This is a genomic window from Micromonospora sp. C81 (genome assembly GCF_018070425.1).
Classification (GTDB): Bacteria; Actinomycetota; Actinomycetes; order Mycobacteriales; family Micromonosporaceae; genus Micromonospora; species Micromonospora zamorensis.
The window spans coordinates 98,573-123,844 of the sequence record NZ_JAGPXS010000020.1; the positions used below are offsets into that span (position 1 = coordinate 98,573).

At 69.6% G+C, this 25,272-nt stretch carries 23 protein-coding genes; 14 read left to right on the forward strand and 9 right to left on the reverse strand.

Annotated elements, in window-relative coordinates; genetic code table 11:
• Nucleotides 1–80 precede the first annotated feature (80 nt).
• Complete coding sequence (locus KBX46_RS26845; RefSeq protein ID WP_308159702.1) at nt 81–986, reverse strand: AraC family transcriptional regulator; 906 nt, start codon at nt 984–986, stop codon at nt 81–83.
• Between the two features lie 157 nt (nt 987–1,143).
• Between KBX46_RS26845 and KBX46_RS26850 the strand changes: the two genes are divergently transcribed.
• Together KBX46_RS26850 and KBX46_RS26855 are read left to right on the forward strand one after the other, a co-directional pair.
• Nucleotides 1,144–1,449, forward strand: coding sequence for a putative quinol monooxygenase (locus KBX46_RS26850; protein ID WP_210794623.1), 306 nt, complete (start codon nt 1,144–1,146; stop codon nt 1,447–1,449).
• Between the two features lie 50 nt (nt 1,450–1,499).
• The gene (locus KBX46_RS26855) at nt 1,500–2,468 is read left to right on the forward strand and encodes an alpha/beta hydrolase (protein WP_210794626.1); all 969 of its coding nucleotides are present in this window, start codon (nt 1,500–1,502) and stop codon (nt 2,466–2,468) included.
• A 47-nt stretch (nt 2,469–2,515) separates the two neighbouring features.
• Here KBX46_RS26855 and KBX46_RS26860 read toward each other — a convergent pair whose 3' ends face one another.
• On the reverse strand, nt 2,516–5,887 hold the full coding sequence (locus KBX46_RS26860; protein ID WP_210794628.1) for an AAA family ATPase: 3,372 nt from the start codon (nt 5,885–5,887) through the stop codon (nt 2,516–2,518).
• A gap of 124 nt (nt 5,888–6,011) precedes the next feature.
• Here KBX46_RS26860 and KBX46_RS26865 point away from each other — a divergent pair, with 124 nt between their 5' ends.
• Nucleotides 6,012–6,464 carry a helix-turn-helix domain-containing protein gene (locus KBX46_RS26865; protein ID WP_141908031.1) on the forward strand — a complete coding sequence of 151 codons (453 nt, stop codon included), beginning with the start codon at nt 6,012–6,014 and terminating at the stop codon, nt 6,462–6,464.
• On the forward strand, nt 6,457–6,825 hold the full coding sequence (locus KBX46_RS26870; RefSeq protein ID WP_141908030.1) for a DUF4180 domain-containing protein: 369 nt from the start codon (nt 6,457–6,459) through the stop codon (nt 6,823–6,825). The genes KBX46_RS26865 and KBX46_RS26870 overlap by 8 nt, the downstream gene beginning before the upstream one ends.
• 4 nt (nt 6,826–6,829) lie before the next feature.
• Here KBX46_RS26870 and KBX46_RS26875 read toward each other — a convergent pair whose 3' ends face one another.
• On the reverse strand, nt 6,830–7,453 hold the full coding sequence (locus KBX46_RS26875) for a hypothetical protein (RefSeq protein WP_210794631.1): 624 nt from the start codon (nt 7,451–7,453) through the stop codon (nt 6,830–6,832).
• Nucleotides 7,454–7,692: 239 nt separating this feature from the next.
• Entirely contained in the window at nt 7,693–8,643 is a 951-nt protein-coding gene (locus KBX46_RS26880; RefSeq protein WP_210794633.1) for a DUF6528 family protein, read from the reverse strand.
• A 136-nt stretch (nt 8,644–8,779) separates the two neighbouring features.
• Between KBX46_RS26880 and KBX46_RS26885 the strand changes: the two genes are divergently transcribed.
• Nucleotides 8,780–9,637: a DUF1963 domain-containing protein gene (locus KBX46_RS26885; RefSeq protein ID WP_210794635.1), complete on the forward strand. Its 858-nt coding sequence runs from the start codon at nt 8,780–8,782 to the stop codon at nt 9,635–9,637.
• Nucleotides 9,638–10,035: 398 nt separating this feature from the next.
• On the forward strand, nt 10,036–10,917 hold the full coding sequence (locus KBX46_RS26890) for a cellulose binding domain-containing protein (RefSeq protein ID WP_210794637.1): 882 nt from the start codon (nt 10,036–10,038) through the stop codon (nt 10,915–10,917).
• A gap of 155 nt (nt 10,918–11,072) precedes the next feature.
• On the opposite strand, the gene KBX46_RS26895 is transcribed toward KBX46_RS26890, so the two are convergent.
• A complete protein-coding gene (locus tag KBX46_RS26895; RefSeq protein WP_210794640.1) occupies nt 11,073–11,717 on the reverse strand; it encodes a hypothetical protein in 645 nt (214 codons plus the stop codon).
• A gap of 96 nt (nt 11,718–11,813) precedes the next feature.
• Nucleotides 11,814–12,920: an FAD-binding oxidoreductase gene (locus KBX46_RS26900; RefSeq protein ID WP_247668236.1), complete on the reverse strand. Its 1,107-nt coding sequence runs from the start codon at nt 12,918–12,920 to the stop codon at nt 11,814–11,816.
• Between the two features lie 219 nt (nt 12,921–13,139).
• Here KBX46_RS26900 and KBX46_RS26905 point away from each other — a divergent pair, with 219 nt between their 5' ends.
• The 4 genes from KBX46_RS26905 to KBX46_RS26920 all read left to right on the forward strand — a co-directional run bounded on the left by KBX46_RS26905 (nt 13,140) and on the right by KBX46_RS26920 (nt 18,959).
• Nucleotides 13,140–13,658, forward strand: a complete 519-nt coding sequence (locus KBX46_RS26905; RefSeq protein WP_210794642.1) for a flavoprotein — start codon at nt 13,140–13,142, stop codon at nt 13,656–13,658.
• 207 nt (nt 13,659–13,865) lie between these two features.
• Nucleotides 13,866–15,275: a helix-turn-helix domain-containing protein gene (locus KBX46_RS32740; RefSeq protein ID WP_247668237.1), complete on the forward strand. Its 1,410-nt coding sequence runs from the start codon at nt 13,866–13,868 to the stop codon at nt 15,273–15,275.
• Nucleotides 15,272–15,889 carry a GNAT family N-acetyltransferase gene (locus KBX46_RS26915; protein WP_210794644.1) on the forward strand — a complete coding sequence of 206 codons (618 nt, stop codon included), beginning with the start codon at nt 15,272–15,274 and terminating at the stop codon, nt 15,887–15,889. Before KBX46_RS32740 ends, KBX46_RS26915 begins: the two co-directional genes overlap by 4 nt.
• Nucleotides 15,876–18,959, forward strand: a complete 3,084-nt coding sequence (locus tag KBX46_RS26920) for a DEAD/DEAH box helicase (RefSeq protein WP_210794646.1) — start codon at nt 15,876–15,878, stop codon at nt 18,957–18,959. The genes KBX46_RS26915 and KBX46_RS26920 overlap by 14 nt, the downstream gene beginning before the upstream one ends.
• 38 nt (nt 18,960–18,997) lie before the next feature.
• On the opposite strand, the gene KBX46_RS26925 is transcribed toward KBX46_RS26920, so the two are convergent.
• Together KBX46_RS26925 and KBX46_RS26930 are read right to left on the reverse strand one after the other, a co-directional pair.
• On the reverse strand, nt 18,998–19,297 hold the full coding sequence (locus KBX46_RS26925; RefSeq protein ID WP_210794648.1) for a helix-turn-helix transcriptional regulator: 300 nt from the start codon (nt 19,295–19,297) through the stop codon (nt 18,998–19,000).
• A complete protein-coding gene (locus KBX46_RS26930; RefSeq protein ID WP_210794650.1) occupies nt 19,294–19,647 on the reverse strand; it encodes a type II toxin-antitoxin system RelE/ParE family toxin in 354 nt (117 codons plus the stop codon). The genes KBX46_RS26925 and KBX46_RS26930 overlap by 4 nt, the downstream gene beginning before the upstream one ends.
• 162 nt (nt 19,648–19,809) lie before the next feature.
• On the opposite strand from KBX46_RS26930, the gene KBX46_RS26935 reads away from it, so the two are divergent.
• Together KBX46_RS26935 and KBX46_RS26940 are read left to right on the forward strand one after the other, a co-directional pair.
• The gene (locus KBX46_RS26935) at nt 19,810–20,178 is read left to right on the forward strand and encodes a VOC family protein (protein ID WP_210794652.1); all 369 of its coding nucleotides are present in this window, start codon (nt 19,810–19,812) and stop codon (nt 20,176–20,178) included.
• Between the two features lie 21 nt (nt 20,179–20,199).
• Complete coding sequence (locus tag KBX46_RS26940) at nt 20,200–20,637, forward strand: VOC family protein (RefSeq protein WP_210794654.1); 438 nt, start codon at nt 20,200–20,202, stop codon at nt 20,635–20,637.
• A 67-nt stretch (nt 20,638–20,704) separates the two neighbouring features.
• On the opposite strand, the gene KBX46_RS26945 is transcribed toward KBX46_RS26940, so the two are convergent.
• Complete coding sequence (locus KBX46_RS26945; RefSeq protein ID WP_210794656.1) at nt 20,705–21,922, reverse strand: hypothetical protein; 1,218 nt, start codon at nt 21,920–21,922, stop codon at nt 20,705–20,707.
• A 165-nt stretch (nt 21,923–22,087) separates the two neighbouring features.
• On the opposite strand from KBX46_RS26945, the gene KBX46_RS26950 reads away from it, so the two are divergent.
• Together KBX46_RS26950 and KBX46_RS26955 are read left to right on the forward strand one after the other, a co-directional pair.
• Nucleotides 22,088–24,505, forward strand: a complete 2,418-nt coding sequence (locus KBX46_RS26950; protein WP_247668238.1) for a fibronectin type III domain-containing protein — start codon at nt 22,088–22,090, stop codon at nt 24,503–24,505.
• 15 nt (nt 24,506–24,520) lie between these two features.
• Nucleotides 24,521–25,213: a hypothetical protein gene (locus KBX46_RS26955; protein WP_099850802.1), complete on the forward strand. Its 693-nt coding sequence runs from the start codon at nt 24,521–24,523 to the stop codon at nt 25,211–25,213.
• Nucleotides 25,214–25,272: the final 59 nt, after the last annotated feature.

Here is a 25,272-nt window from a genome sequence, read left to right on the forward strand (position 1 = left end):
CCGACCCGTTCGGCGGGCGCCGCCACGACTGTGGCGGCGCCCGTCGGCTGTCGTCTGGGCACCAGGGTGAACGCTGACGGTCAGACGACCGCCGGCACCTCGGCTCGGGTGGCGCCCCGCAGGCGGGTGGCGTCCTGGCTGGGAGGCGCGCCGAACTGGCGACGATATTCGCGGCTGAACTGCGACGGGCTCTCGTAGCCGACTCGGATGCCCACCCCGGTGACGTCGTTGGGGTGCGTGGCGAGCAGGAGCCGGGCCTCCTGCAGTCGGATCTGCTTCTGGAACTGGATCGGACTCATCGCGGTCACTGCCTGGAAGTTGCGATAGAACGCCGACACGCTCATTCCGGTCAGCCGTGCCAGATCCTCCACCCGGAACGGCTGCGCGTAGTGGTCACGGATCCACCGGACCGCCCGGGCGATGTGACTGAGGCTGCTGTCGGCCAGACCGAGCTGCCGTACGGCCGCACCCTGCTCCCCGGTGAGCAGCCGCCACAGGATCTCCCGCTTGATCAGGGGCGCGAGCACCGTGACGTCCCGCGGTCGGTCCAGCAAACGAAGCAGTCGGATCACCGCGTCGCCGAGCTCGTCGGGAGCGTCGCTGACCAGCAGCCCCGACGGCGTCGGCCCAGCCAGGGGCGGAAGGTCGCCGGGCGCCGCCTGCAGCAGCAGCTCCGCGACCATGGCCGGGTGTAGCACCAGCCCGAACCCCAGAGCCGGCGCGTCGGCGCTTGCCTGCGTGAAGCGGCCGGTGACCGGCAGGTCGACCGACGCGACGAGGTACTGGCCCGCGCGGTACTCGTACACGCGGTCGCCCAGCGCCATCTGTTTGGCGCCTTGAGCGATGAGTGCCAGCACGGTGCCCGACATCGACGTGGTCGGTGCCGTCTGCTGGTCGACCTTGGAGATCAGCACCCCCTCGATGGCGGTGCTCATGTCCGTTCGGGCGTGCCGGGCCAGCAGTGCCCGCAGCTCGTCGAGATCCACGGGCCGATTGAAGCACAGGACCGATCCTCGCCACAACGAGAGGATCAGGCAAGGACCGGCGAGCATCCTTCTAACGTTTCTGCTGGTGGGTGCGCTTCCATAGGAGTGTCAGTTTCCTGAAGAGCGCAGCACAGCTCAACGATTAGGAGTCTCCACGATGTCTGTCCACCACGGGTTCCAGGCCACCATGACCGCTCAGCCGGGCAAGGCGGACGAGCTGATCCAGTTGTTGCTCGACGCACCGTCCCTGCCGCACGACGACTGCGTGGTCTTCCTCGTGGCCCGCTCGGCGTCCGACCGCGACGTCGTCCACGTCATCGAAGGCTGGACCAGCGCCGAGGCGCACAGCGCGTTCTTCGGCGGCGAGCAGGCGCAGGCCCTCGTCGCGAAGCTTCAGCCGCTGCTGGCCGGCGACTCGGCATACACCGACGCGGTGCCGGTCGGCGGCAAGGCGACCTTCTGAACCGGCGACCGCACCGACCGCCCCTGACCGTTTCAGCGAAAGGATCCGTGATGAACCTCCCCCGACCGGGCATCGACCCCGAGTTGCTCGTACCCCTGGCCGAACTGCCGCCGATGCCGCCCCTCGGCCCCGAGGTGATCGAGCAGCTGCGCCACTTCCCCCAACCGTCGATCGACAGCCAGCTGGAAGGCCGAGCGGTCGAGCGGCGCGAGGTCACCGTTCCCGCCAGTGACGGAACGCCGATCCCGCTGTCCATTCTCAGTCCCACCGATCGCGCCGCCGGCGCACCCTGCGTCTACTGGATCCACGGCGGCGGGATGATGTGGGGCGACCGCTTCTCGAACATAGATGTCCCGCTGGAATGGCTCGACCGGTTCGGCGCCGTCGTGATCACTGTGGACTACCGGCTGGCGCCGGAGGCAACCGGTACGACGCTGGTCGACGACTGCTACCAGGGCCTGCTCTGGGTCGCTGAGAACGCCGTGGACCTCGGCATCGACCCGGCCCGCGTCGTCGTGGCCGGCGCCAGCGCAGGGGGTGGCCTGGCGGCAGGAGTCACGCTGATGGCTCGCGACCGCAACACCCCGACCATCGCCGCGCAGTTGCTGTCGTGCCCCATGCTCGACCACCGCAACGACACCATCTCCAGCCGTCAGTACAGCGGGCTGGACGGCGTGTGGACCCGGGAGATGAACGAGTTCGGGTGGCGCAGCGTCCTCGGCGGGCACACCGACCAGAACGTCTCCGCGTACGTCTCACCCGCGCTGGCGGACGACCTGTCCGGTCTGCCGACCACGTACATCGACGCCGGGACCGCCGAGGTCTTTCGCGACGAGGACGTCAGCTACGCGACCCGGATCTGGGCCGCCGGTGGCCAGGCCGAGTTGCACCTGTGGGCCGGGGGCTTCCACGGATTCTCGGCGCTGTTCCCCGAGGTCCGCGTGTCGGCCGCAGCACGGCGCGCCCAGACCGACTGGCTCGCCCGGGTCCTGGACCCCAGCCCCGACCTCAAGGACTGAGCCGAACCCATGGCCGGCGCTGACCAACCGACGCGCCGGCCATGGGTTCAGAGCCGCCAGCGCAGCGGCTCGGGCGGCAGGTAACGGCAGGTGCTGCCGGTCGAGACGGCCTCGCGCAGGTGGCCGGCGAGGGCCGGGTGCCGCTCGTCGAGCTTGCGCAGTGAGTCCCTGATTCGCGCGGTCACCGTCTTACGGGCCCGCTCGGCCTCGTCGCCCAGGCGGCGGCTCCGACCGGCCAGCCCCGCTGCGGCACGTAGCTCGTCGAGCAACGCACCCCGCTCGGCGTCCAACGCGGCCACCTTCCGGTCGTCGTCGCGGGCGGCGGCCCGGTCGATCTCCTCGTCGAGGCGTGCCAGGTGCCGCCGGTAGCGGGCCTTCGCCTCGTCGTCGAGGACCGGGTCGGCGCCCATCCGCCGGGCGGCGACCAGCTCCGGCCCGGCAGCCGGGTCGAGCAGCTCCACTGCGGGCACGTCGCTGCCCGGCCGGCTGAGCAGCAGGTGCAGGTCGTGCAGACCCTTGGCGTCGGGCAGATGCACCACGACACCGGCGTACGCGAGTTGCCAGACCGGCCCGTCGCGCCGAAACTCGTACCCCTCGCCGGCTGGCGCGACCGCCGTGGCCTGACGGGGCGCGAAAGCCTGGCCTGGCCCGGCGTTGGCCGCCCCGACGGCCTGGCCCGGCGCGGCACCCTGGCCCGGCGCGGCACCCTGGCCTGGCCCGGCGGCTGCGGCCGGTGCGACGGCCTGGCCCGGCGCGACGGCCTGGCGTGCGGTGGCGGTCTGCTCGGCCGCTTCGGTGGGGGCCGGTTCGGCGAGCCGGTGCAGCACCTGCGTCATGCCCAGAGCCGTTGCCTGTTGAACGGTGGTGGCGCGCAGCGCGGCGAGTGTCGCGGCGTCGCCCGGGTGGCCCCGGCCGGCGAGGGCGTCCACGAGGCCGGCCCGGGCGATGAGCGACCAGGTACGGGCACCCAGCCGGTCGGCGGACTCACGGGCGGCCGTGAAGCCGGCGATGGCGTCGTCCCAGCGTTGCTGGGCGGCGTCGATCATTGCCAGCCAGTGGTCGACCGGGCCGCTGACGTCGCAGCCGAAGAGCGCCACCATCCACTCTCCCCGGTGCGGGGCGAGTGCGGCCCGTGCGGCGTCACAGCGCTGCGGGTCGGCGGACGCGGCGGCGGCCTGCGCGCGTAACCGTAGCCAGATCGGCGACACCGGGCGCGGATAGCGGATGGCGGCGTCCTCGATGCCGGCGGTCAGCCGGACCGCAGTCTCGCCGTCGCCCCGCTCCGCGGCGGTGATCGCCCGCAGCAACTCCTGGTAGGGGTAGTCGATCGGAGCCAGCGCGTCCAGCAGGGCGTCGGCCTCGGCGAACCGACCCTGGAGCAGCGCCCGGGACCAGCGCAGGTGATGGCCCATGAACCCGAACTCGGCATGGCCCGGGTCGGAGAAGTCGCTGAGGACGGCGAACCGCTCGTCGGCCTCGGCGAAGTCACCCCGGAAAGCCGCGATGATCCCGCTGTCGATGGCCGCCGAAATCTGGTGCCGGCTGAGGTCGCCGTGCCGGTCCGCGCCGACGAAGGTGGTGAGCTCCTCGTTGAAGTGCGGGTCGCCCAACTCCAGTAGCGCCACCCAGCGCAGCGAGGTGGCCCACAGCTCGGTCTCCCGGTCTCCCGTGCGGCGGGCCACGTCCCGGATCTCGGCGGTCAGCGCGGCGCGGGCCGCCGCGGTGCCCAACCCCCAGGTGGTGTCGTGGCGGGCCCAGAGGCTGAACGTCAACGCCTCGTCGTCCTGCCCTCGCCGGGCGATCGTCTCGGTGGCGGTGATCAGGTCGGCGACCAGCGCGCCGACCGACGCGTCGGCGTCCGGTTCGCCGATCAGCTTCCGGTACGCGTCACGCACCAACTCCGCCGCGTCGATCGGCTGAATGGCCTCCACCTGGCGGGCCCGGTTCACGATGAGGGCGACGCGGGCCAGCAACACCGGGTCGTCGAGCGTGCGAGCCAACGCCCCGGCCTCGGTGAGCAGTGCGGCGGACTCCTCCCGGCCGGCGTGGTGATATTGCGCCTCGCCGAACTCGATGAGGATCCGCACGCGTTGCTCCGGGTCCTCGACGACCTCCAGCGCCCGGCGGAAGTGCACCGCCGCCTCGTCGGCGGCCAGCCGGACGAACGCGTCCCGCCCGGCGGCGACCAGCAGCGTGGCCACCCGCGCGCGGTCGAGTGCGGGGCCGGCGAGGTAGGCGTGGCGGGCGAGGTCGGCCGGGACCAGCTGATCGGTGAGCTCCCGCAGGTCGTCGACCGCCCGGACGACCGCGCCGTGCCGCGCCTGCCGCTCGTCGGGGGACAGCCCGTCGTAGATGGTCTCCCGGACCAGGTCATGGGCGAAGACGAACCGGCCGCCGCCCCGGGCGACCACCAGCCGGGCGGTCACCGCACGGTCGAGCAGCCGGTCGGCCTGCGCCACCGGGGCGGCGCCGCAGGCCGCCAGGACCTGGCGGTGGAACTCGCGCCCCAGCACGGCCGCGACGGTGAGCGCCTCGACCACGGCCGGCGGCAACTGGGCCAGGCGGCGGCGCACCGCTTCCCGTACGCCGGGTGCGATCGTGCCGGCCGCGTCGTCGGCGTGCCACAGCCTGGCGGTCTGCTCGATGAAGAACGGGTTGCCACCGGTGCGCCGGTGCACCTCGTCGACGAGGTCGGCGTCGGGTTCCCGCCCGGCGGTGCGTGCCATCAGCGCGGCCACCTCGTCGCGGGCGAGGCCGGTGAGGGTGATCGTGGTGGCCTTCGCGACCAGCGGCATCAGCAGGGGGCGCAGCGGGTGCTCGCCCGACTCGACCTCCGCGTCGCGGTAGGTGCCGACCAGCAGCAACCGCTCGAACCAGGTGTGCTGGGCGGCGAAGCTCAGCAACCGCAGTGAGGCCGGGTCGGCCCAGTGCAGGTCGTCGAGGACGACCACGACCGGCCGCTGCTGGGAGACCGCGACCAGCGCGGCGGTCACCGCGTCGTACAGCGCGAACCCTTCCTGGTCGGCGCTGTCCGTGTCGACGCCGGCCCAGGTGGTAAGCCGGTCGGCCTGCTGCTTGCTGGGGTCGGCCTCGCCGAGCAGTGCCGCGAGGGCCGGCTCGGCGTCCGGCCGTGCCACCGCCCAGTCGCCGGCGGAGCGCCGCAGGCCACGCAGCACCTGCACCCATGGCCAGTAGCCGGGGGCGCTGTCGGAATCCCAGCAGGCGGCGCCGAGCACCAGCGCGCCGCGTTGCCGGGCCTCCCGGGCGGCCGACGTGACGAGGGTCGTCTTGCCGATGCCCGGCTCACCGGTGACCAGGACCAGACCGCCGTGGCTGGTGGCGGCGCGGTCAAATTCGGCGCGCAGCAGACCTGCGGGGTGATCCCGCCCGATGATGGCGTCGCCGCGCCGCGCGTCCATGGTTTCCAGACGGTACTGGAACAGTCCGACAGCGCGAGCGAGTTAGCCGGCCGACCCTCTTTCTTGATCTTGAAGGCGCACCCACCTGTCCCTAACCTTCCCTATCCGAGTAGGATGGGGAACGATGACGGAAGACATGTACTCTGTTGAGCAGGTCGCCGACCGGCTTGGGCTGCACGTGCGGACGGTGCGCAGCTATATCCGCTCGGGCCGGTTGCGCGCGGTGCGGATCGGCAAGCAGTACCGGATCGCCGCCAGTGATCTCGATGCGCTCACCGGTCAGGCCCCGGTCGCGCCCGGCGTCGCCCGGCAGGCGGAGGTGTCGAGCATCGTCCAGATCGACGGCGTCGACAGAGCCGCCGCCGACCGGCTCGGCACGCTCGTGCTCACCAGCGCCAACACCGGCCACGACCAGGCCAGCCCGCTGCGGGTGCAGACGGTGTACGACGAGCAACGCCACCGCATGAAGATCATCGTCCTGGGTGACCCGGCCTCCACCGCCGAGTTGCTGCACCTGCTCGACGCCGTGCTCAACGCCGACAACGGCCTGCTCGACCGGGAGGTCAACGATGCCTGACGAGATCCAGGAACGCGCCGGAGTGCCGGTGCTGGTCTGTGACCCCGACGGCCCGCCACTGACCACCGAGCAGGACGCGCTGGACCTGATCGGGGCGGCGTTCCTCGGCGCCCAGGTGGTCGCCGTGCCGGCCAACCGACTCGACGCACGCTTCTTCTCGCTGGGCACCCGCTTCGCCGGCGACGTGATGCAGAAGTTCGTCAACTACCGACTGCGGCTGGCCGTCGTCGGCGACATCTCGGCGCAGCTCGCGGACAGTTCCGCGTTGCGCGCCCTGGTGCACGAGTCGAACCAGGGTGGACACATCTGGTTTCTCCCCGACCTCGACGCGCTCGACGCCCGCCTCCGCGCGGCGCGATAGCCCATCACCCGCCGCCAGCAACCGCCATCTCCACCTCGTCCGCCTCGACCGCCCTCGCCCGGGCCTGCTCGGCCGCCCACCGCAGGTATGCCAGCCACTCCTCGGACGACCAGCCGTTGCGCCGGCCGACACCCGCCTCGGCGGGGAGCAGGCCGGCCACGACCCGGTCGAGGATCAGGGGCTGCACACCGCCCACCCCACGCCGGTAGCCGACGAAGTAAAGGACCTTCGTGAACAGGCCCGGCCCCAACCAGGGCAGGCGAGCGTGGTCGGGGTCGCCGAAGCGGCGGTACGCCGTGCACAGCGCGTCCTCATCGGGCGCTGGCGTGGACAGCTCTTCCAGCGCGTACGCCAGGCGTTTGCCGTCCGGGTCGGCGTCGAGTGACCTGGTGGCGCGCCACGGGCCGTACCCGATGGGTCCGTAACCCCAGACCAGCACGGCGGTCAGCAGTTGCCGTGGGCTCGCGGACCCCGCCCGGTATGCCTCGGCGACCGCGAAGACGTCGCGTCGCCAAATCTCCCCGCTCGCCGGCAGGGGGTCGGGCCACGTGTCCGGCGGCAGCCCCGCCCGCCAGCGGCCGATGTTGACGCTGACCGGAGCCTGCTCACCCGGTAACGGTTCCTGCATGGCGTCTCCCTCAGGTCGCGAACAGCTCGAAAGCCGAACGCTATGGCCGGGCATGCAGACCCGACTGTCCGAGAACGCCATATCGCGGTATCAAGGACCACCACCTCGCCCAATCGTGCCGTGAGCGGCCTGCCGGCCGGTGGTCTGAGGCGTTCGGAGCAGGGCTTGTCCTGACGAACGTGATGCCTGTGAGTCATCAAAATGACTCACAGGCATCAGCCTTCTGCGCCAGGGTGTGGTCACTCGAAGTTCGGCGTCCAGATGCGGGCCTTGTAGAACTCCGCGCCGGACCGGCTGCGGTCGGGGGAGGCGGAGAACCGGACCGTGGGGCTGCCCCAGGTGCGGGCGCCGGTGTTGTCGGCCCGGACCGACACGGCCTCGCCCGACGAGTGCCGCACGTACGCCTTGACCCGGGTCTGGCTGGAGATTCTGCGCGCGCTGAAGCTGCCGCCCGCGGTGTTGATTTCGTACACCCCGTGCGTCGCGGTGGCCAGCATCCGGTACTTGTTGCTGTAGTCGGGCTGCAGGTCGTGACCGAGATTGCCGCTGCCGATGCTGACCGCGGCACCGTAGTGCTTCAGTCGGGTGCCGCGGCGCGATCCCTCGACCGCGTACCCCTTGATGACGCCCTTGCCGATGGCCCACAGCAGGCTGTACGTCGGGTCCCACAGCACACCGTGCGCCCCGGCCAGGCTGATGGTCTGCACCTTGGCCAGCGAGCTGAGGTTGCCGACCGAGCTGGGCGCGTACACCGTCAGGTGGCCGTTCGAGCTGGCGACCACCACGGAGCCGTTGCCGGGGATGCGTTCAATGGCGTGCGGGTTGCCGCCCGGCGTGGCGCTCCACTTCAGGTCACCGAGCCCGGTGTGCTTCTTGCTGCCGATGTCGACGATCCCCGCCTTGCCGCCGGAGGCGACCACCAGCGCGATCCAGCCTTGGGCGGAGGTGCTGCGGATCTTCACATCCGACAGGTTGGTCCAACCGCCGGAACCCGGGCTGAAACTCCAGTGCACGTTCGCGTCGCTGAAGCCCTTGTTCTTGTTCCAGACCAGCACCTTGTTCTTGACCTGCTCGGCGGTGGCGACGTAGTAGTTGGTCGCAGCCATCGCCGTGCCCGGGCCGAACAGTGCGGCGGCCGGCGCGGCTGCCGCACCCAGTGCCAGGCCGCGAAGGAGCGTACGTCGTTCCATACTGATGTCCCCCTATGTCTGCAGGTGGTATCGCCGCACCGTACCGCGCGTTCCACTGTGGTTTGTGGATGCGTAATCAGTCCGACAGGAACCTGTGAGGGCGGAGAACGTCGCACGGTTGATCTACGGTGCTCCCGTGCTTCCCCGAAACGTGAAAATCATCGATCAGGTCCGCGCCGAGGCGCTCCGCCGCGGCATCCCCGCCGCCGACGTGGAGCGCTGGCTGGAGCTCGCCCGCCCGTCCGCCTTCATGACACAGGGGGGTGACGGGCCCGTCGTGGGCGCCATCCGTGGACCCTTGATGCTTCCGGCCGACGCCGAGGACCCCGAGTATCCCTTGATCGCCACCATCGACTGCGCTGCTCTTCCGGCAGACGTGACCGACCTTCCACTACCGTCCGACGGCCAACTGCTGCTGTTCGGCTGGCCCGAGGAAAGCGGCTGGGGCGAGGTCAGGTACGTGCCGGCAGGCGTGGCGGTCGAGGAGCGCGAGCGGTATCCGGCTGACTTCCCTCCGGACGACGAGGAGTTCGCCGAGGTCTACACGGAGATCCCGCAGGGCGATCTGCACCTCACTGTCGACATCTCGCTGCCCTACGTCAAGACGATCCCGGGGCCCCCGTGGTCTCCGCCGCTGCCGGGAGATCCCCCGTTCGAAGCTATGACCGACGTGTGGAAAGAAGTCCTGAGCAAGGTGCCCGACGGCCCGTTCTCTTACGGAGGCTGGACTACGCCGCTGCTGTTGGGCGGCTACGGCACTGAATGCAACGGTTTCAACCCCGCGTGGTTGGCGGCCAACCCCTCGGGCCGCTCCGGCCAGGACGAGTCGGTGCGAGGGGTTGATGGGCCAGCCGACCATGGTGACTGGGTCGTGCTTGCCGAGTTCCACGGCGGCAGACAAGGCGGCGCGAGCATCCACTGGGTGATCCAGCGTGCCGACCTTAAGGAGCGACGCTTCGACCAGGCCAGGGTCCTCGTCTACTGGAATCCGTGAGGCTGGACTAGCCGCCCGGCGACCGGGTACGCGCAGTGCATGGGTAGCCACAAGCAGAACAAACACGACAGCGGTGGCGAGTCGGCGCGAGGTCGGCGGCATCCGGGCAGCGGCGCTCGGGGCCGCCAGGGTTCGCCCGTGGAGCACTCGCCTGACCAACGTCACCGCCGCACCGCGACCGGCTCCGCTGGCACCGAGCGCGACCTGGGTCGAGCCAAGGTTTCCGGCGACGGGCGAATTCAACGGCAGGGTGGCTCGTGAGCTGACCAGCCAAGGGTGTTGCCGCCTCGTGTTCGCGGGGCGGCAACACCGGGTGATCGACTACGCGGTGGCGAATTCTAGCCCACATATTGACACTTGCCTATCATTTTTGAGGAAGTCGCCCTAGCGTTCGCAGCATGTCCGCTCGCCGCGTCGCCGCCGTCGTCGCCCTCGCCGCGCTGGCGAGCCTGCTCGCCGTCAACGCCGCGAGCGCGGACGGCCCGGCCATCAGCACCCCCGGCAACCCGGTGGTGGTAGCCAACGAGCCGCACCAGCTCACCCTCAGTTGGGCGCCCTCGACCTGGATCGGCGATCCGGCGGCGGAGCAGCCGATCAACTACGAGGTGCAGGCACTGCTGGGCCCCAACACGTACCGCTGGCTCGGCACCACGCTCGACACCACGATTACGCTGACCGACCTCGCGCCCGGCACGACGTACTGGATCGCGATTGGCGCCCGTGCGCTCGGCGGCTATTCCGACAGCTCGCCCGGCGTCACCGTGCGCACCGCCAGCGGCCGCGCGACGGTCAGCTACCTAAATCTCGACTGGTCCCCGACGAACAACCAGATCCAGCACCTCCTCAAGGTCACCAACACCGGCAGCGGGCCGCTCGATCTGAGCGCGGTGCGGGTGCGCTACCACCTGCGCTTCGAGGGCGGCAACACGTCGCTGGTGCCGAACTGCGACTGGGCCGCGCTGGGCTGCGACCGGATCCGGCAAACCGTGCAGTTCTTCATCCCGCCGGGCGGGCCGTCCCCGTTGACGACACCCGGGCCTGGCTATCCGATCCCGGGCACCGCGGCCCCCGGCTGGGTGGAGCTGACCTTCACCGGCGGGATGCTCGAACCTGGCGCGTCGACCGGGCCGATCCAGCTACGGCACCACCGGCACAGTTGGAGTGACATCGAAGAACGCGACGACCCGAGCTGGCTCGCCGCCACCAGCCAGTGGACCGAGAACGACAAGATCACGCTGGACGTTGACGAGGTACGCGAGTTCGGCGACCTCTCCACCTGACCGCGTCCGGTGACCGGCACGAGCGGTGTCCGGCCGGCAATGTCCTGACGAGCGTGATGCCTGTGAGTCATCAAAATGACTCACAGGCATCAACCGCTTCAGGGCACGAACCAGGAGTCCAGACCGGCGAGCCAATCCGGCTCGACGGTCGACCATCATCTTGTTCGATCGACTGGCAGGTCTTCGACGTGGCCCCACTTGAGTTCGGTGCCGCCAACCAGAGCCGCCTCACCCCAGGAGACCCGGAATAGACCTTCGTCGGAGTTGCAGGCAAACCCGACGAGCAGCACCTTCGGCTCGTCGGTCAACTGCTCCACGGCATCCCGAAGAGCTGAGCGGTCGCGGGCCTCCTCTGGCGTGAGCGGCATCAGCGGCAGAGTGACCTCCTCATGGCTCGGCTCAGGCCCGAAGAGGATCAGCAGGTCTCGGATCAGCCGGTTGAGGTCACGCCCGGGGCGGGCGTCGCGCATGTCCAGGTCGCTCCGGGTCGCATACCGCCAGGGCAGCAGCAGATGACCTCGGCAGATGGTGACCCGCACCTGAGCGCCCGGCGGATGGACGTCCACCACATCGGGAAAGTCGTGCAGATACTCGTGCAGCACCTCGTACTGCTGCTTCCACCGGACCGGGCCGAAGGCATGATCGGTGTCCAACTCCGATGCCTCGCGCGCATCCTGGGCCAGCTCGACCGCGCGGCCCAACGCCGCCGGCACAGCAGTACGCAGAGCGGTTGCCAAATCCAGCCCGAACTTCTCGATCGACCACTGGGACGGACCGTCAGCATCGCCCATGCGGCTCACTCCCCGTGTCGAGTCACACACTCACAGACAACAAGGCTCCCATGATGGTCAATGGATGAGAAGGCCGGACAACAACTCCAGAGCAGCAGCCAGCCATCAGCGGGTGAAGCTCGCAGGGAGGTGAATGCTTGCCGGGGGGACACCGAGGGCGAGCAGTCGTGGCCGCGCACTGGTCAGCATCGCGGGCGGGCCACAGAGGTAGATCTCCTGACCCGGCTGGTGGTGGCCGAGGGCGATGGTCAAGGCGTCACCCTGCTCGGCCGGCTCCGCGCAGGGGTCGTCGGAGAAGGCCGGCACGATGGTCAGCCAGTCGTGGGCGCACTGTAGTTTGTCGAGGCTGACCGAGTCGTACAGGTCGGTGAACGTGCGCGCGCCGACGACCAGCGTCACCCGCCGTCCGTCCGGTGCGGCGGCGACCTGCTCGACCAGGGAGCGCAGCGGCGCCAGGCCGGTGCCACCGACGACGAGCAGCAGATCGCTCGTGCTCGCCGGGTCGAGGCGCAGACCGGTGTCGACGGGTGGGCCGAGCCAGAGCAGCTCGCCGGGGCGTACCTCATGGACCAGGCGGTGGGAGACGGTGCCGGCGGGTACGGCGCGGACGTGCAGCTCGACGGTGCCGTCGGCACGGGGGGCGTTTGCCGGCGAGAGCCAGCGCCAGTGCCCCGGCAGGCGCGGCGTGCACACCGGCACGGCCTGGCCCGGTTGGAAGGGCAGCCGCCGCCAGGGACGTACCGTCAGGATGGCGATGTCGGGCGACGGCTGGTCGTGGCCGATCACCTGGACGTGCCACCACGCCCGGCCTTCGCCGGCCTGCGCGGCGGCGCGCCGCACGGCGTGCGTGGCGCGGCACAGGGCGCGCTCCGCGGCCCGGGCGAGCTGCGGCGTCCACAGTGGTCGGGCATGGCGGGCCACGGTGGCGAGCAACGCGTCGCCGATGGTGGTGGAGTGCGGGAGCAGGTCGAAATGACGGTACGCGCGGCCGAGGACCTGGAGCAGCGCCGCCCGGCTCGCCGGGTCGCCACCGCCGACCATGAGGCGGCCCAGCGCGGTGAAGAACAGTGGCGCGTCGCGGTGTGGGAGCAGGCCGGGTCGGCGGTCTTCGACTGTGCACCAGAAGTCGCCGGCGGCCCGCACGTCGACCGACGCCCAAGCGGCGGCCAGGCCCACGCGAGCCGGGTGTTCGTCGTCGATCAGGGTGGGCATGCCGGCTCCGAGACGTTGACGGATCGAGAGGCACCGGGGCGGGCGGGACGCGGCTGCGCCGTTGAGGGCCGGCGCAACTCCGAAACCAGCACCCGCCCCGGGCCATGGGTCGACTCTCGCGCTTGACCAGGCAATACGGCATGTCACAGTGATCGTCGACGGCATGTGCGGCCCGTATGCGGTCAACCAGGCGCCACCCTGGTCGGGCAGACTGCGGGCATGATGGAACACCCGGTGCTGTATCTGGTCGTCTGCGCCGCGGGTCCGGCGGAATACATCGACGAGCTGGTCGATGTGCTGATCGCCGACGGGTGGCGGGTGTGCATGATCGTCAGCCCTACCACCGCTCCGTGGCTGGACCGGGAGGCGTTGCAAGACAAGACCGGCTATCTCGTACGCGTGGAGTGGCGCATGCCCGGCGACCCGGAGCCGCACCCGCCGGCCGATGTGGTCGTGGCCGCCCCGCTCACGTTCAACACGGTGACGAAGTGGGCGCTGGGCATCAACGACACCCTGGCGCTCGGGGTCCTCAACGAGTCGCTGGGCGCAGGACTACCGATCCTTGCCTTCCCGCACGTCAAGGCGGAGTTGGACGCCCATCCGGCGTACGCCGGTCACCTGGCGGTGCTGCGCGGTGCCGGCGTTGTCGTCGCGAAGGGGAAGGTGCTGAACCCGACGGACGAGAAGGATCGTTGGGCCATGGTCATCGAGGCGCTGCGGCTGCTTCGCCCGGCCTGAGGAGTTCTTCCTTGTTCGGCCGCCCTTGAGGTATGCGTCGTGCGTATACCAGCGCGCCACGCAGCGTGTTCAATGGATACGCTCGATGAGGCAAGACGGACGGAGCCGCCGGTGACCCACGCGAACTGCCCTCGGTGCGGCGGACGGCTGGCCCGGGACAACGACAGCGGACGGTGTACGCCATGCCAGGCCGCCGAGCGGGACCGGTTGAGCGCGCCGCCGGTGGTCCCGGCGAACTTCTGGGAGCACGAGCCGGTGCGGCGGGCCCTGGCGGAGCGGCATCTCGGGCGGGTGATCAGGGCGTACCGGTGCCATCCGTACCACGGGCGGGTCGCCTTGCCGCAGACCGTGGTGGCGGGGTGGTTGGGGATCACACAGGCGCAGTTGAGTCGCGTGGAGAACGGGCCTCCGCTGGTGCACCTGGACCGACTGACGCATTGGGCGCAGCTTCTCGGGATTCCAGCTTCTTGCCTCTGGTTCGGTCTCCCCGGCCAGCCTTACCGAGCCGACGATCACGCCGCAGACGACCGTCATGCCCACAACTCGGTAGCTGAGCAGGGCGAACCGGCTGCAATGGCGGTTACCGTGGATGGGGCATCAACCCAAGGGGGTGGCGCTACGGACCGGCGACGCTTCAACGCAATGGCCGCGCTCGCGGGACTCGCCGCAGCCGGTCACCCTTACCTGCTCACAGATCCTGCCAACGTGCCTCGAAACATCGGCATGGAACAGGTACGACTGGCTAGTTCGCTGGTTCAAGATTTCCGGCGAGCCGATGCGGCAGTCGGTGCTGACCAGCTCTGCGACGTTGCCGTCCAGGCTCACGCCAGGCTGTCAACGTGGGCGGCAAGGGCGACCTACAGCCGACAAGTCGGCGATGCCCTTCAAAGCGCGCTGGCCGACCTCGGTATCCAGGCCTCATGGCTCGCTACCGATGCTGAGCGCAGGCACGAAGCCAGGCCCTTTCTGAACGAGGCCATCACCCGCGCACGGATCGCAGACGACCCTCGCATGGAAGTACAGGCGCTCACCCAGTTGTCCATGCTGCTCCGCGACAGTCAGCCCGGCGAGTCGCTGCACTGCGCTGAGGCGGCGCTACGCGTTTCGGCCAGATGGGCGACACCTCGACTCACCACGCTGTTACATCTGCGGAGGGCGCACACCTACGCCCTGCTCACGGACGCGGGTGGCTTTAGCCGGGAGATGACCAAGGCTCGTCGCGAGTTGGAGCGCGGACCACACGAGGATGACCTCGGGTTTGTGGACTTCGTCAACGAGCAGGAAGTGAACGGCATCCAGGGGCTCTCGTACCTCGCGCTGGACAAGCCCGACCGTGCCACTCAGTCGTTCCGCGCAATCATCGCCAATCCGTCGCCGGGACATCGCCGGAACCAGGTCTACTACACCGTGCACCTGTCGGAAGCGGCGTATCGGCAGGGCGACATCAATGAGGCAGCCCGCATCGCGCTGAGCGTCCTGCCCGCGGTCAGCCAGATGAACTCGGGTCGAATTAGCCGGCGCCTTGCGCGGGTGCGCTCGAACCTCGCGGCGTCACGGCAGGCGACCACGGCAACGCGCCAGTTCGTCAACGCCTACGACCAGGCGGTGAGTGTGTGATCGAGGGCTTGCAACTCCGCCATCACAACGCCGACGAGGCTAAGGGGATCCTCGATCAGCTTGTGGACCTCTACCTGAAGGTATACGCGGGCGGCGGCGAGTTCCACAGCGAGGACCGATTCCGGCGTCAGCTCTCCATGCACATGCAACGGGTTGGGTGGGAGCTGGTGACCGCAACGGTCGACGGGACTCTGGTCGGCTACATCTACGGATTCCCGCTTCCTCCACAGACGCGGTGGTGGGACGGGATCCACCAGCCCGTGCCGCCGGGGTTCACCGACGAGGACGGCAGACGCACCTTCGCGCTCAGCGAACTGCTAGTACATCCCAACTGGCGACGTCAGGGCATCGCTGCGGCGCTGCATGACGATCTGGTTGGTGGCCGCACTGAGCCGCGAGCCACGCTGCTGGTCCGTCCCGACAACGTCGCCGCCCAAAGGGCGTATCGCTCCTGGGGCTGGAGCAGCGTCACCAAACTACGGCCGAATTGGGAAGCAGCGCCTACCTTCGATGTCTTCGTTCGCTCTGCCCATATCGTTGAGCCGGAAGGACTGCATGTCGGGGCGGCGCAGTCGCATCCACGCCCGCTACCGTTCGAAGATGACGGATCTTGAGCGGGGTGTATACGAGCACCTGATTACTCGTGAGCTGGCCGACCGCCTCCAGCACGTCGACCCCGCCCTGATCCAACACAACAAACTCGACCCCGCCGACGCCCACCACGCCCTCGCCCGGCACATCGCCGCTCTGGCCTCCCGAGCCCTCCAATCGGTCGCCAGCGGCGACGACAAGCTCCACCACCAGATTGCAATGGCGAACCAGATCGCCGAGGCCATCGCCGAAGTGAGCCCCAAGGCAGCGACCGAACAGGACCAGGTGACCGACGCCAAGCACCTGCTCCACGCCATCGCCGCCCCACCAACACCGCCCGCGCTACCAGCCTTCCCGCAGCGCCCCACCACTCCCCTCTCCACCGGCGCCCTGCTGGTCAACGGCCGCCACCAGCCCCGCATCGGCCACGAGGTCAACCACGAGATGGCCTCGGCCGAGAGCGTCGACCTGCTCTGCGCGTTCATCAAGTGGTACGGCCTTCGCATCGTCGAGCCAGCCATCCGCGAGCTGATCGCCCGTGGCGGCAAGGTCCGCGTCATCACCACCACCTACCTCGGCGCCACGGACCAAAGAGCCCTCGACCGACTCGCGGAGCTAGGCGCCGAGATCAAGGTGTCGTACGAAACGAGGACCACCCGTCTGCACGCGAAGGCGTGGCTGTTCCGCCGCAACAACGGCACCACCACCGCGTACGTCGGCTCGTCCAATCTGTCGAAGACCGCGCTGGTGGACGGCATGGAGTGGAACGTCCGCATCTCGAACATGGAGCAGCCGCACGTCATCGACACGTTCACGGCGACGTTCGAGGACTACTGGAACGATCCGGCGTTCGAGACGTACGACGCGACCAGGGACGCCGAGCGCCTACGGCACGCGTTGAGCGGGGAGCGTCGCGACGATGCACCGACCGAGATCTCGAACCTGGACGTACGCCCGTACCCGTATCAGGCGGAGATCCTTGCCGACCTGGACGCCGAGCGGCTGGTGCACGGGCGCTGGCGCAACCTTGTCGTGATGGCTACCGGCACCGGCAAGACCGTGGTCGCCGCTCTCGACTACCGCCGGCTGCACAAGGCGGGACGAGCAGACTCGCTGCTCTTCGTGGCCCACCAGGAACAGATCCTGCGGCAAAGCCTGTCCACGTTCCGGCAGGTGATGGGGGACGGCAGCTTCGGCGAAACACTGGTCGCGGGCGAGAAGCCGAACGGCTGGAAGCACGTCTTCGCCTCCATCCAGTCGCTGCACCGGCGGGAGGTGGATCCCGAGGCGTACGACATGGTGATCGTGGACGAGTTCCACCACGCGGAGGCACCGACGTACGCGCGGCTGTTGGATCGGCTGCGTCCTCGCGTACTCCTGGGCCTGACGGCGACCCCCGACCGGGCCGACGGCGGCGACGTGCGCCGGTGGTTCGACGGGCGCGCGGCCGTTGAGCTGCACCTGTGGGAGGCGTTGGAGCGGCAGTTGTTGGCTCCGTTCCAGTATTTCGGTCTGCACGACGACGTGGACCTGTCGCAGGTGACCTGGAAGCGCGGGCAGGGCTACGACCTGGCAGAGCTCAACGGTCTCTACACCGGCAACCATGCGCGAGCGCGGTCGGTGCTGCGAGCGGTCAGCGACAAGGTGGACGTCGGGCGGATGCGGGCGCTCGGGTTCTGCGTGAGCATCGGGCACGCGGAGTTCATGGCGGATTGGTTCAAGCAGCACGGTGTCGCGGCGGCGGCGGTGACCTCGCGGGCCGGCACCGATCGGGCGGGGCTATTGCGAGACTTCAAGGCCGGCAAGCTGCGGGTGCTCTTCACGGTGGACCTGTTCAACGAGGGCGTGGACCTGCCGATGGTCGACACGATCCTGATGCTGCGGCCCACCGAGAGCGCCACGATCTTCCTGCAACAGCTCGGCCGTGGCCTGCGCCTGGACGACGACAAGCCCTGCCTGACCGTGCTCGACTTCATCGGCGGGCAGCACGCCAACTTTCGCTTCGACCTACGGTGGCGTGCGCTAACTGGGGTAAGCCGGAGGGCTATACGGGAGGCGGTCTGCGACAACTTCCCGAACCTGCCGAGCGGCTGCCACATCGAGCTGGATCGGGTGGCAAAGGATCGGGTGCTCGACAACCTGAAGAACGCATTGCCCACCTCGAAGACCGGTCTGGTGTCTGAACTACGGCTGCTCGGCGACGTCAGCCTGGCGACGTTCCTCCGCGAGACCGGCCTGGAGATCGAGGACGTGTACCGGTCCGCCAGCATCGGCGGCTGGACCGGGCTGCGGCGGCTCGCAGGTATCGAGACGTCCGCGCCCGGCCCGGACGACCAGGAGCTGGGCCGGGCCACCGGTCGCATGCTGCACACCGACGACATCGACCGGCTGGAGCTGCTGACCAGGGTCGCGGCGGGACCGCCCGCGCCAGGTCAGCAGGTGTACGCGGGGAACGGCCGACTGCTGGACATGCTGCACTTCAGCCTCTGGGGGCCAACCGCACCACTAGCGACACGCGACGAGCGGCTGGCCCGACTCTGGAAGGATCCAGCCCGCTGCGCCGAGTTGCGCCAGGTCGCCGAGGTGCTGCGGGACCGCATCCACCGGGTCACGCCCCCTGCCGCTCTGGGCGAGGTGCCGTTGCGGGTGCACGCTCGCTACAGCCGCAACGAGGCGTGCGCCGCCTTCGGGATGACCAACCCGGGATCGCTTCGCGAGGGGGTGAAGTGGTTGCCCGACGCCCAGGCCGACCTGTTCTTCGTCACCCTGGTCAAGTCTGAATCGCACTACTCCCCCACCACCATGTACGCCGACCGGGCCATCACCGAAACGCTGTTCCAGTGGGAGTCGCAGAGCACCACATCGTCGGCGTCGGCAACCGGGCAGCGCTACACGTCGGGCGGCTCGACAGTGCACCTCTTCGTTCGGGAAACCCGGATCGCCGACCGCGACCTGGGCGCACCGCCGTACCTATACGCCGGCACCATGACGTACGAGTCGCACACCGGCGACCGACCCATGCGCGTCCTGTGGAAGCTCCAACACGCCCTACCCGCCGACGTGTACGCCACCGCTCGAACGATCGCCGCCTAAGCCTTATCCGGCCCAGCCTGATTCCGCCCGATCCTTGATCAGGCAGCGTCCGCGTTGGGCGTGAACCTGATGTCGAGCCGCCGGTCCAGGGCTCGGGCTAGGCGCTCCAGGACCGGCAAGGTCGGCACGGTGCCGCCTGCCTCGAAGCGAGCCACCGCGGACTGAGTCATGCCGGCGGCCCGCGCCAACTGACTCTGACTCCAACCGTGCCCCTCTCGCAGATGGCGCACCTCCTGGCCAAGCTCGAAGGCGATCCGGGTGGCCTCGTAGGTCTCAGCCGCCCCTGGTTCAGCCATCCGACGGTCGCGCAGGTCATTCCAGTCCAGGCGATCACTCATCGCTCTGCCCCCTCGTTCACGATGTGCCGCTCCGCCACGCACCGCTCAAATGCGCGGCGAGCCCGCTCGACTTCCCGGTCCTCCCGCATCCGCGTCTTACGGAACACCGTGAGCAGGATGATCCTCCGGTCGGAGGCTATCCAGTACGTCACGCGGACCGCGTCGCGCTCCAGGTAAAACCGCAGCTCTCGCAACTTGCCGTCGAGCTGTCTGCTGTGCGGCTCTCCGAGCAGCACGCCTCGGCCAGCCAAAAGGTCGATGTAGAACGCCGCTCGGGCGAAGTCGGCAGTCGGTAGTCCCTCCAGCCAATCTCGGACCTCTGGTTCCAGCTCCACGCTACCCCAACCCATAGCATCAATGCTATGGGTTGGATGGTTTCAACAAGCCTTAGCCGAGGGCGTGTCGTCGAGAACTCCCGGCGACGACACCGCTGGTGAACGAACGCGGTGCGCGTGTCACACCCGGCCGTTAGCGTGACGTCCGCCCTGAACCCGTGACTGGAGGAACCCGCGATGATGGATCATCTGTCCGTGCAGGTCCGCGACGTGCCAACCAGCGCCGCTTTCTACGACACGGTGCTCGCCCCACTCGGCGGTCGCCGCCTGTTGGAGTTCCCGAACGTCGTCGGCTACGACACGGACCGCCCCGAGTTCTGGCTCGGCCCCACCGACACCTCCGGCGAAGCTCGGGAGCTGCACCTGGCCTTCACCGCCGATGACCGCGCCACCGTCCAGGCGTTCCATGACGCCGCCGTCAAGGCCGGCGCGGAGGTCCTGCATGCACCTCGGGTGTGGCCGGAGTACCACCCGACGTACTTCGCCGCGTTCGTCCGTGACCCGGATGGCAACAATGTCGAGGCTGTCTGCCACGCCCCCGAGTGATCGCGCGTTAGGTTGAGGAGCATGGAGCAGCGCATCAGCCTCGTCACCCTCGGCGTCTCGGACGTAGCCCGCGCGAAAGCGTTCTACGAGCAGCTCGGCTGGCACGGCCAGGAGGTCGAGGAGACGGTCTTCCTCCAGGCCGGTGGCTTGGCCCTCGTTCTCTGGGGCCGGGAAAAGCTGGCCGCCGACGCCGGCATCAGCGATCGGCGCACCGACGGCTTCGGCGGGGTGACCCTGGCTCAGAACGTCCGCTCGCGGGAGGAGGTCGACGAGTTGATGGCGACGGCGACCAAGGCTGGCGGCACGGTGACCATGCCGGCGAGGGAGACGTTCTACGGCGGCTACGCCGGCTATTTCGCTGACCCGGACGGTCACCTCTGGGAGATCGCCTGGAACCCCGGCTTCACCCTCGCTGCGGACGGCACCCTGACCGTCCCCGACTTCAGCGCCATGGACTGAGCACGCCCAAACGACCGCACGCCGCACGAAGCACGCCGGCACTAAAGCACGCCAGCACGTACACCGATCAGGGTGCCGGAGACGGGCAGAGCAACGGGTCCAGCAACGGAAGCTGAAGCGGATCCAGGCAGACCTTCAGCAGCCCAGGTGACGGCGTCCCACTCGGAGTGGGCGAGGCCGGCGGCGTCGGTGGGGCCGGCGTGGGCGGACCGGTGGTGGGGACCGGGCCAGGTGTCGGCACCGAACTGGCGGACGGTGCCGGAGCGACGGACGGTGTGACGACCGGCGGCGGGGCCAGCGCGACTGACGGTCCCACGACTGTGGAGACAGCCACCGGCCGGGCCGGCGGGATGGCATTCGGCCGGCTCTGCGCGGCACCGCTGACCGATCCGGTCCTGGCCTTGGGCGCCACCGGCCCGACGGGACGTACCGAAATGAGGGCGGCCTCCAGGGCGACGATCTCCGCCCGCTGCACCGGAGCGGTCTGCTCCGACCGCAGGACGCGAGGCCCCACAGCACCAGGCCCCAGAGCGCCAGGGCCCAACGCACCGGGACCCAGAGCGCCGGGACCCATCGTCGCGAACACCACCGCCGCGACGGCGGCAGCACCGAGCGCCCGGCGGTCGGGTCGTACCGCCGTCAGCGGTGCCTCGTCAGGTGACACCAAGACAGAGGGCGAAGGCCGGGCGGCCCGGTGGGCGGCCAGCAGAGCGTCGACCTGCGCGGTGACGGTGGCACGTTCGTCGGCGACCGCGAGCGTGAGGTAGAAGCGGAAGTTCACCACGGCGTTGGCTGGAACGAGCAGCCCGGCGAGTCGACTGTGGTCGGGCAGCAGGGTGACCGGCACGTCGGGATGGTGCGCGGGGCCGACTAGGTCGGCATACCGCCACTCGCGTCGGCGCTCTCGGCCGGCGAAGGCCACTCGGCGGCTGGTCACGACGGCCATGCCGGTGTCGACGACCCGCAGGCCCGCAGGCAGCGCTTCGCCCGACACCTCCGCGAAGGCACAGGCGCCGCCCGGGGTGGGCAGCCCGGGGATGTGCCGGGCCTCGGCCTCGACCAGCTCGGCGACGGGGACGACGCGGACGACGAGTTCGTCGTCGTCAAGCTCCACCGGCAGGCCGCTGCGGGGCTGCGTACACCCGAGGAAGCTGGCGGCTTCGATGCGGAGCCGGGCCAGGTGGTCGTCGCGGCGCAGCCAGGCGTCGGTGGCGTCGCGGTACGCGCGCTGCCTGCGCTCGTTCTCACGCTCGGCCCAGGCGATCCGCCAGGGAGTGCAGGCCACAGAGGTCACGGTCACACGCGGTACAACCGCTCACGTACGTGACAGGCAACGCGGACGAGATCGATGCATCCCGTTGCGCCCGAAAGGAGAGTATTGACGGACGCCCAGGCCGTGGCCGCGTCGGGGGCGTGCCCTCGGGCTCAATATTGGCTGGACTAAATATAGATGCAGGTGGAAGGCTTTACTCCGTCATTGATCAATTACGGGGAGCGGAGCCGCATGGCCGACCATCGACGTACTCGATATTTCAGCAAATCACTCCGCGCGACGGCACTCGCCGTCGCGCTTGTCCTGCCAGTCACCCTGATCAGCGCCCCGCCGGCCCAGGCGGCGGCGGTCACCCAGGCGGTGCCCGCGGAGCAGCTTCCGGCCTGCGCCGACCCGTCTGTACCGGAGGACGTCAACCACGCCTCCATCCGGCTTGAGGGACCGACAGCCGGGTCGGAGGTCGCGGTCGACGCCAACGGCAAGATCGCCATCAACGGCTACCTGCACAAGCAGGCCACGATGGTGGACGTCTCGATCGAGAAGACGACCTCGTCGAGCTTCACCTTCGGGCCGCCGCCGCCCGGCGTCACGAACTGGTCCGCGTCCTGGACCACCAGCATGCGCCCGCCGCACCTGGGCCCGGTCCAGGTCTGCTCCCGCGCCGAGCGTGAGCCCGGCCGGTACGCGAAGATTTTGCGCGGCATCACCGTGAAGGACCTGATCCCGCCGAGCAACGTCCCCAACCTGGCGGTCGGCACGATCACGGCGACCAGCGCCAGGGTGAGCTGGGGCGCGGCGACCGACAACTACGGCCTGGCCGGATACGAGGTCAAGGTCGACGGCGGTGCGGCGCAACGGACCACTGTCGGCACCCGCTCGTACTCGATCACGGGCCTGGCGCCGTCCAGCAACCACACCGTCTCCGTGGTCGCCATCGACCTGGCCGGCAACCGGTCTGCTACGCCCGCCACGACGTCCTTTACGACGGACGCGTTGCCGCCGCCGCCGGACGTCGACGCCGGTCTGACCCTGGATCCGGATGAGGGGGGCGCCATGGCCAGCTGGCACCCCGAGCCCGCCAACGAGGCGAGCTACCGCGTCTACCTGGACGGCCAGATCTACGACCAGTTCACGCTGGTGCAGCTCTGCGTGGACGGCAACGGCAACGCGGCCAACCCGTGCACGGCGGACAGCGTCATCAAGCTCCCCATCGAACCGCTTGAGGAGTACACCCCGTACGAGTTCCGGGTCGAGGCGCTGCGCGCCGACGGCACGGTGGCGCGGGAGCTCTCCGGTGACTTCACCACCATGGTCCACGTGGATGAGGTGTCGCCGGCGACCACGCAGACGACTGCCAGTGAAACGTCGCAGTGCGCTGGCGCCGGTGGCGACTTCTACATCGCGGCCAGCTCACGCTCCACGGTGCCGGTGCCCGCCGGCAGCACGGAGGTCTTCCTCGGCTGCTACCGGGCGGCGAACAGCAGCTGCCTCGACGCCTTCCTGCCGCCGTCGGGCGAGAAACTGCTCGACTGCGCGGACAACATCACCGACATGCTCTTCGCGGTGGCCCCGTCCGGCCGCGGCCCGGTGATCTCCTCGGTGGACGTCACGCAGGCCCGCCTGCTGGTGCCGGGCCCGGTGGCGCCGATTGCCTGGTGTGCGAGCGGAGCCTGCGCGACGCTGCTGGCTCCCATCGCGGAGACGGTCGAGGTCGTCGCGGCCGCTCAGGTCGCCGCCGCCGGCACCTCGTGGATCGTCGTCGGTGCCGCCGGCATCGGCATCGGTGTCGTGCTGGGCGTCCTGCTCGCCATCCTGTTCCCCGGCACGATCGGTGTGAACGGCATCATCGAGTACCCGATCGAGCACGACGTCGACTTCGACACGTTCGACAACTGGGGCCTGGACGAGGGCGAGTGGTACAACAGCCTGAAGGTCTACGCCGAGGTCATCAAGACCACGAAGTTGGTGGCCGGTCAGCGCAATCTCCCCTTCGCGTGGGACTCCACGGAGGATTCGCGTCTCAAGCGGATCATCGACGCGGCGTGCACGGCCCAGCGCGGCACCCAGGGCAAGGCCGGGTGTGACGACAACGTCATCGTCTACGTCCCCGGTGCCAAGAACTACCAGGGCGACGACATGACCGAGACCGGCAAGCACATCGTGGCCGCCATGGGCGACGGCGGGTTCCCGCAGCCGCCGACCCGGGCGGTGTGGTTCTATCCCGCGCGCAGCGTGGGAGGGCAGGCGGCACGCGCCCAGGGCCACTCCCGCGGCTGGTTCAACACCCTGGCGTTCAAACCGAACGCGTGCGATGTGCGGGTGCCCGGGCAGACCTGCGACGAATTCCCGTTCTGGTCGACGACCCAGGCGGTCAACCTGACCGGCCAGGTCGCCAGCCTCAAGCTGGTGTCGACGGCGGAGTCGCTGCCGCAGGCCAGGGACATCAACTCGCTCTACGGCAAGTGCAAGGTGACGAACAACACCAAGTTCGTCGTGCTGCCGGTGAAGCCGTGGGTCGAGGCAGGCGGCCCGAGCTTCGCCTTCAAGGTCAGCGGGGGCGGGGCTAGCCTCTGCATGACCCCCAAGGCCCCGTAGCCGAGGAGCTTCCTGATGCTCGATGACATGCGCGTGCTGCGCGACGCGGTGCGGGAGTACCGCGTCGCGGCGAGGGCTGCCGGCCTCGACTGGCCCGACCAGGGCGAGTCGCCGGCCGGGCAGCCGCCGGACGTGGTCCACCGGATCTTCGGGGTGGATCACATCGCCGAGCAGCTGACGTGGTTGCAGTCGCAGCGCTGGCCCGACCGGCAGTTGCTGCCCAACGTCGGATGGCGGATGCCCTGGCCGGAGGGTGGGGACGCGCTGGACTACCTGGGGCTGTCGATCGGCACGCCGTTCCCGTGGCGGCAGCAGATGCCTCTGTTCCACTTCGATGCCGTCCTCTACACGTTCGTCCTCGCGGGCGAGCACGAGGGTGAGATCTGGCGCTACCCGGTCTCAGAGGACTCCTGGGAGTCGGTCCGTGCCGCCACCAGCCTGGCCACGCTCTTCGAGCAGTGGACCAGGGGAATAGCCGCCGGTGTGGTCGTCTACGACGAGCACAGCAAGTGGCTCCTGGTCGACGACGTGGCCCAGGCTCCGGGCCTCGACCCGCTGGCCTTCCCGGTGAGTCCCGTGGAGGAAACGCTGCTGCGGGCGCGGCAGCGCGAATGCGGGGTTGACATGGCTGTCGTCGAGGACGGCTTCGAGCACAGCGAGGAGTTGTTCGACGCCATCGGCGCCGTCAAGGCGTCGCTCGGCGGGTAGCCACGGGTGCCGGCGGCGGGTGCGGGGGCAGCCGCCCCCGCCGCCCGCCCCCCCGGGGG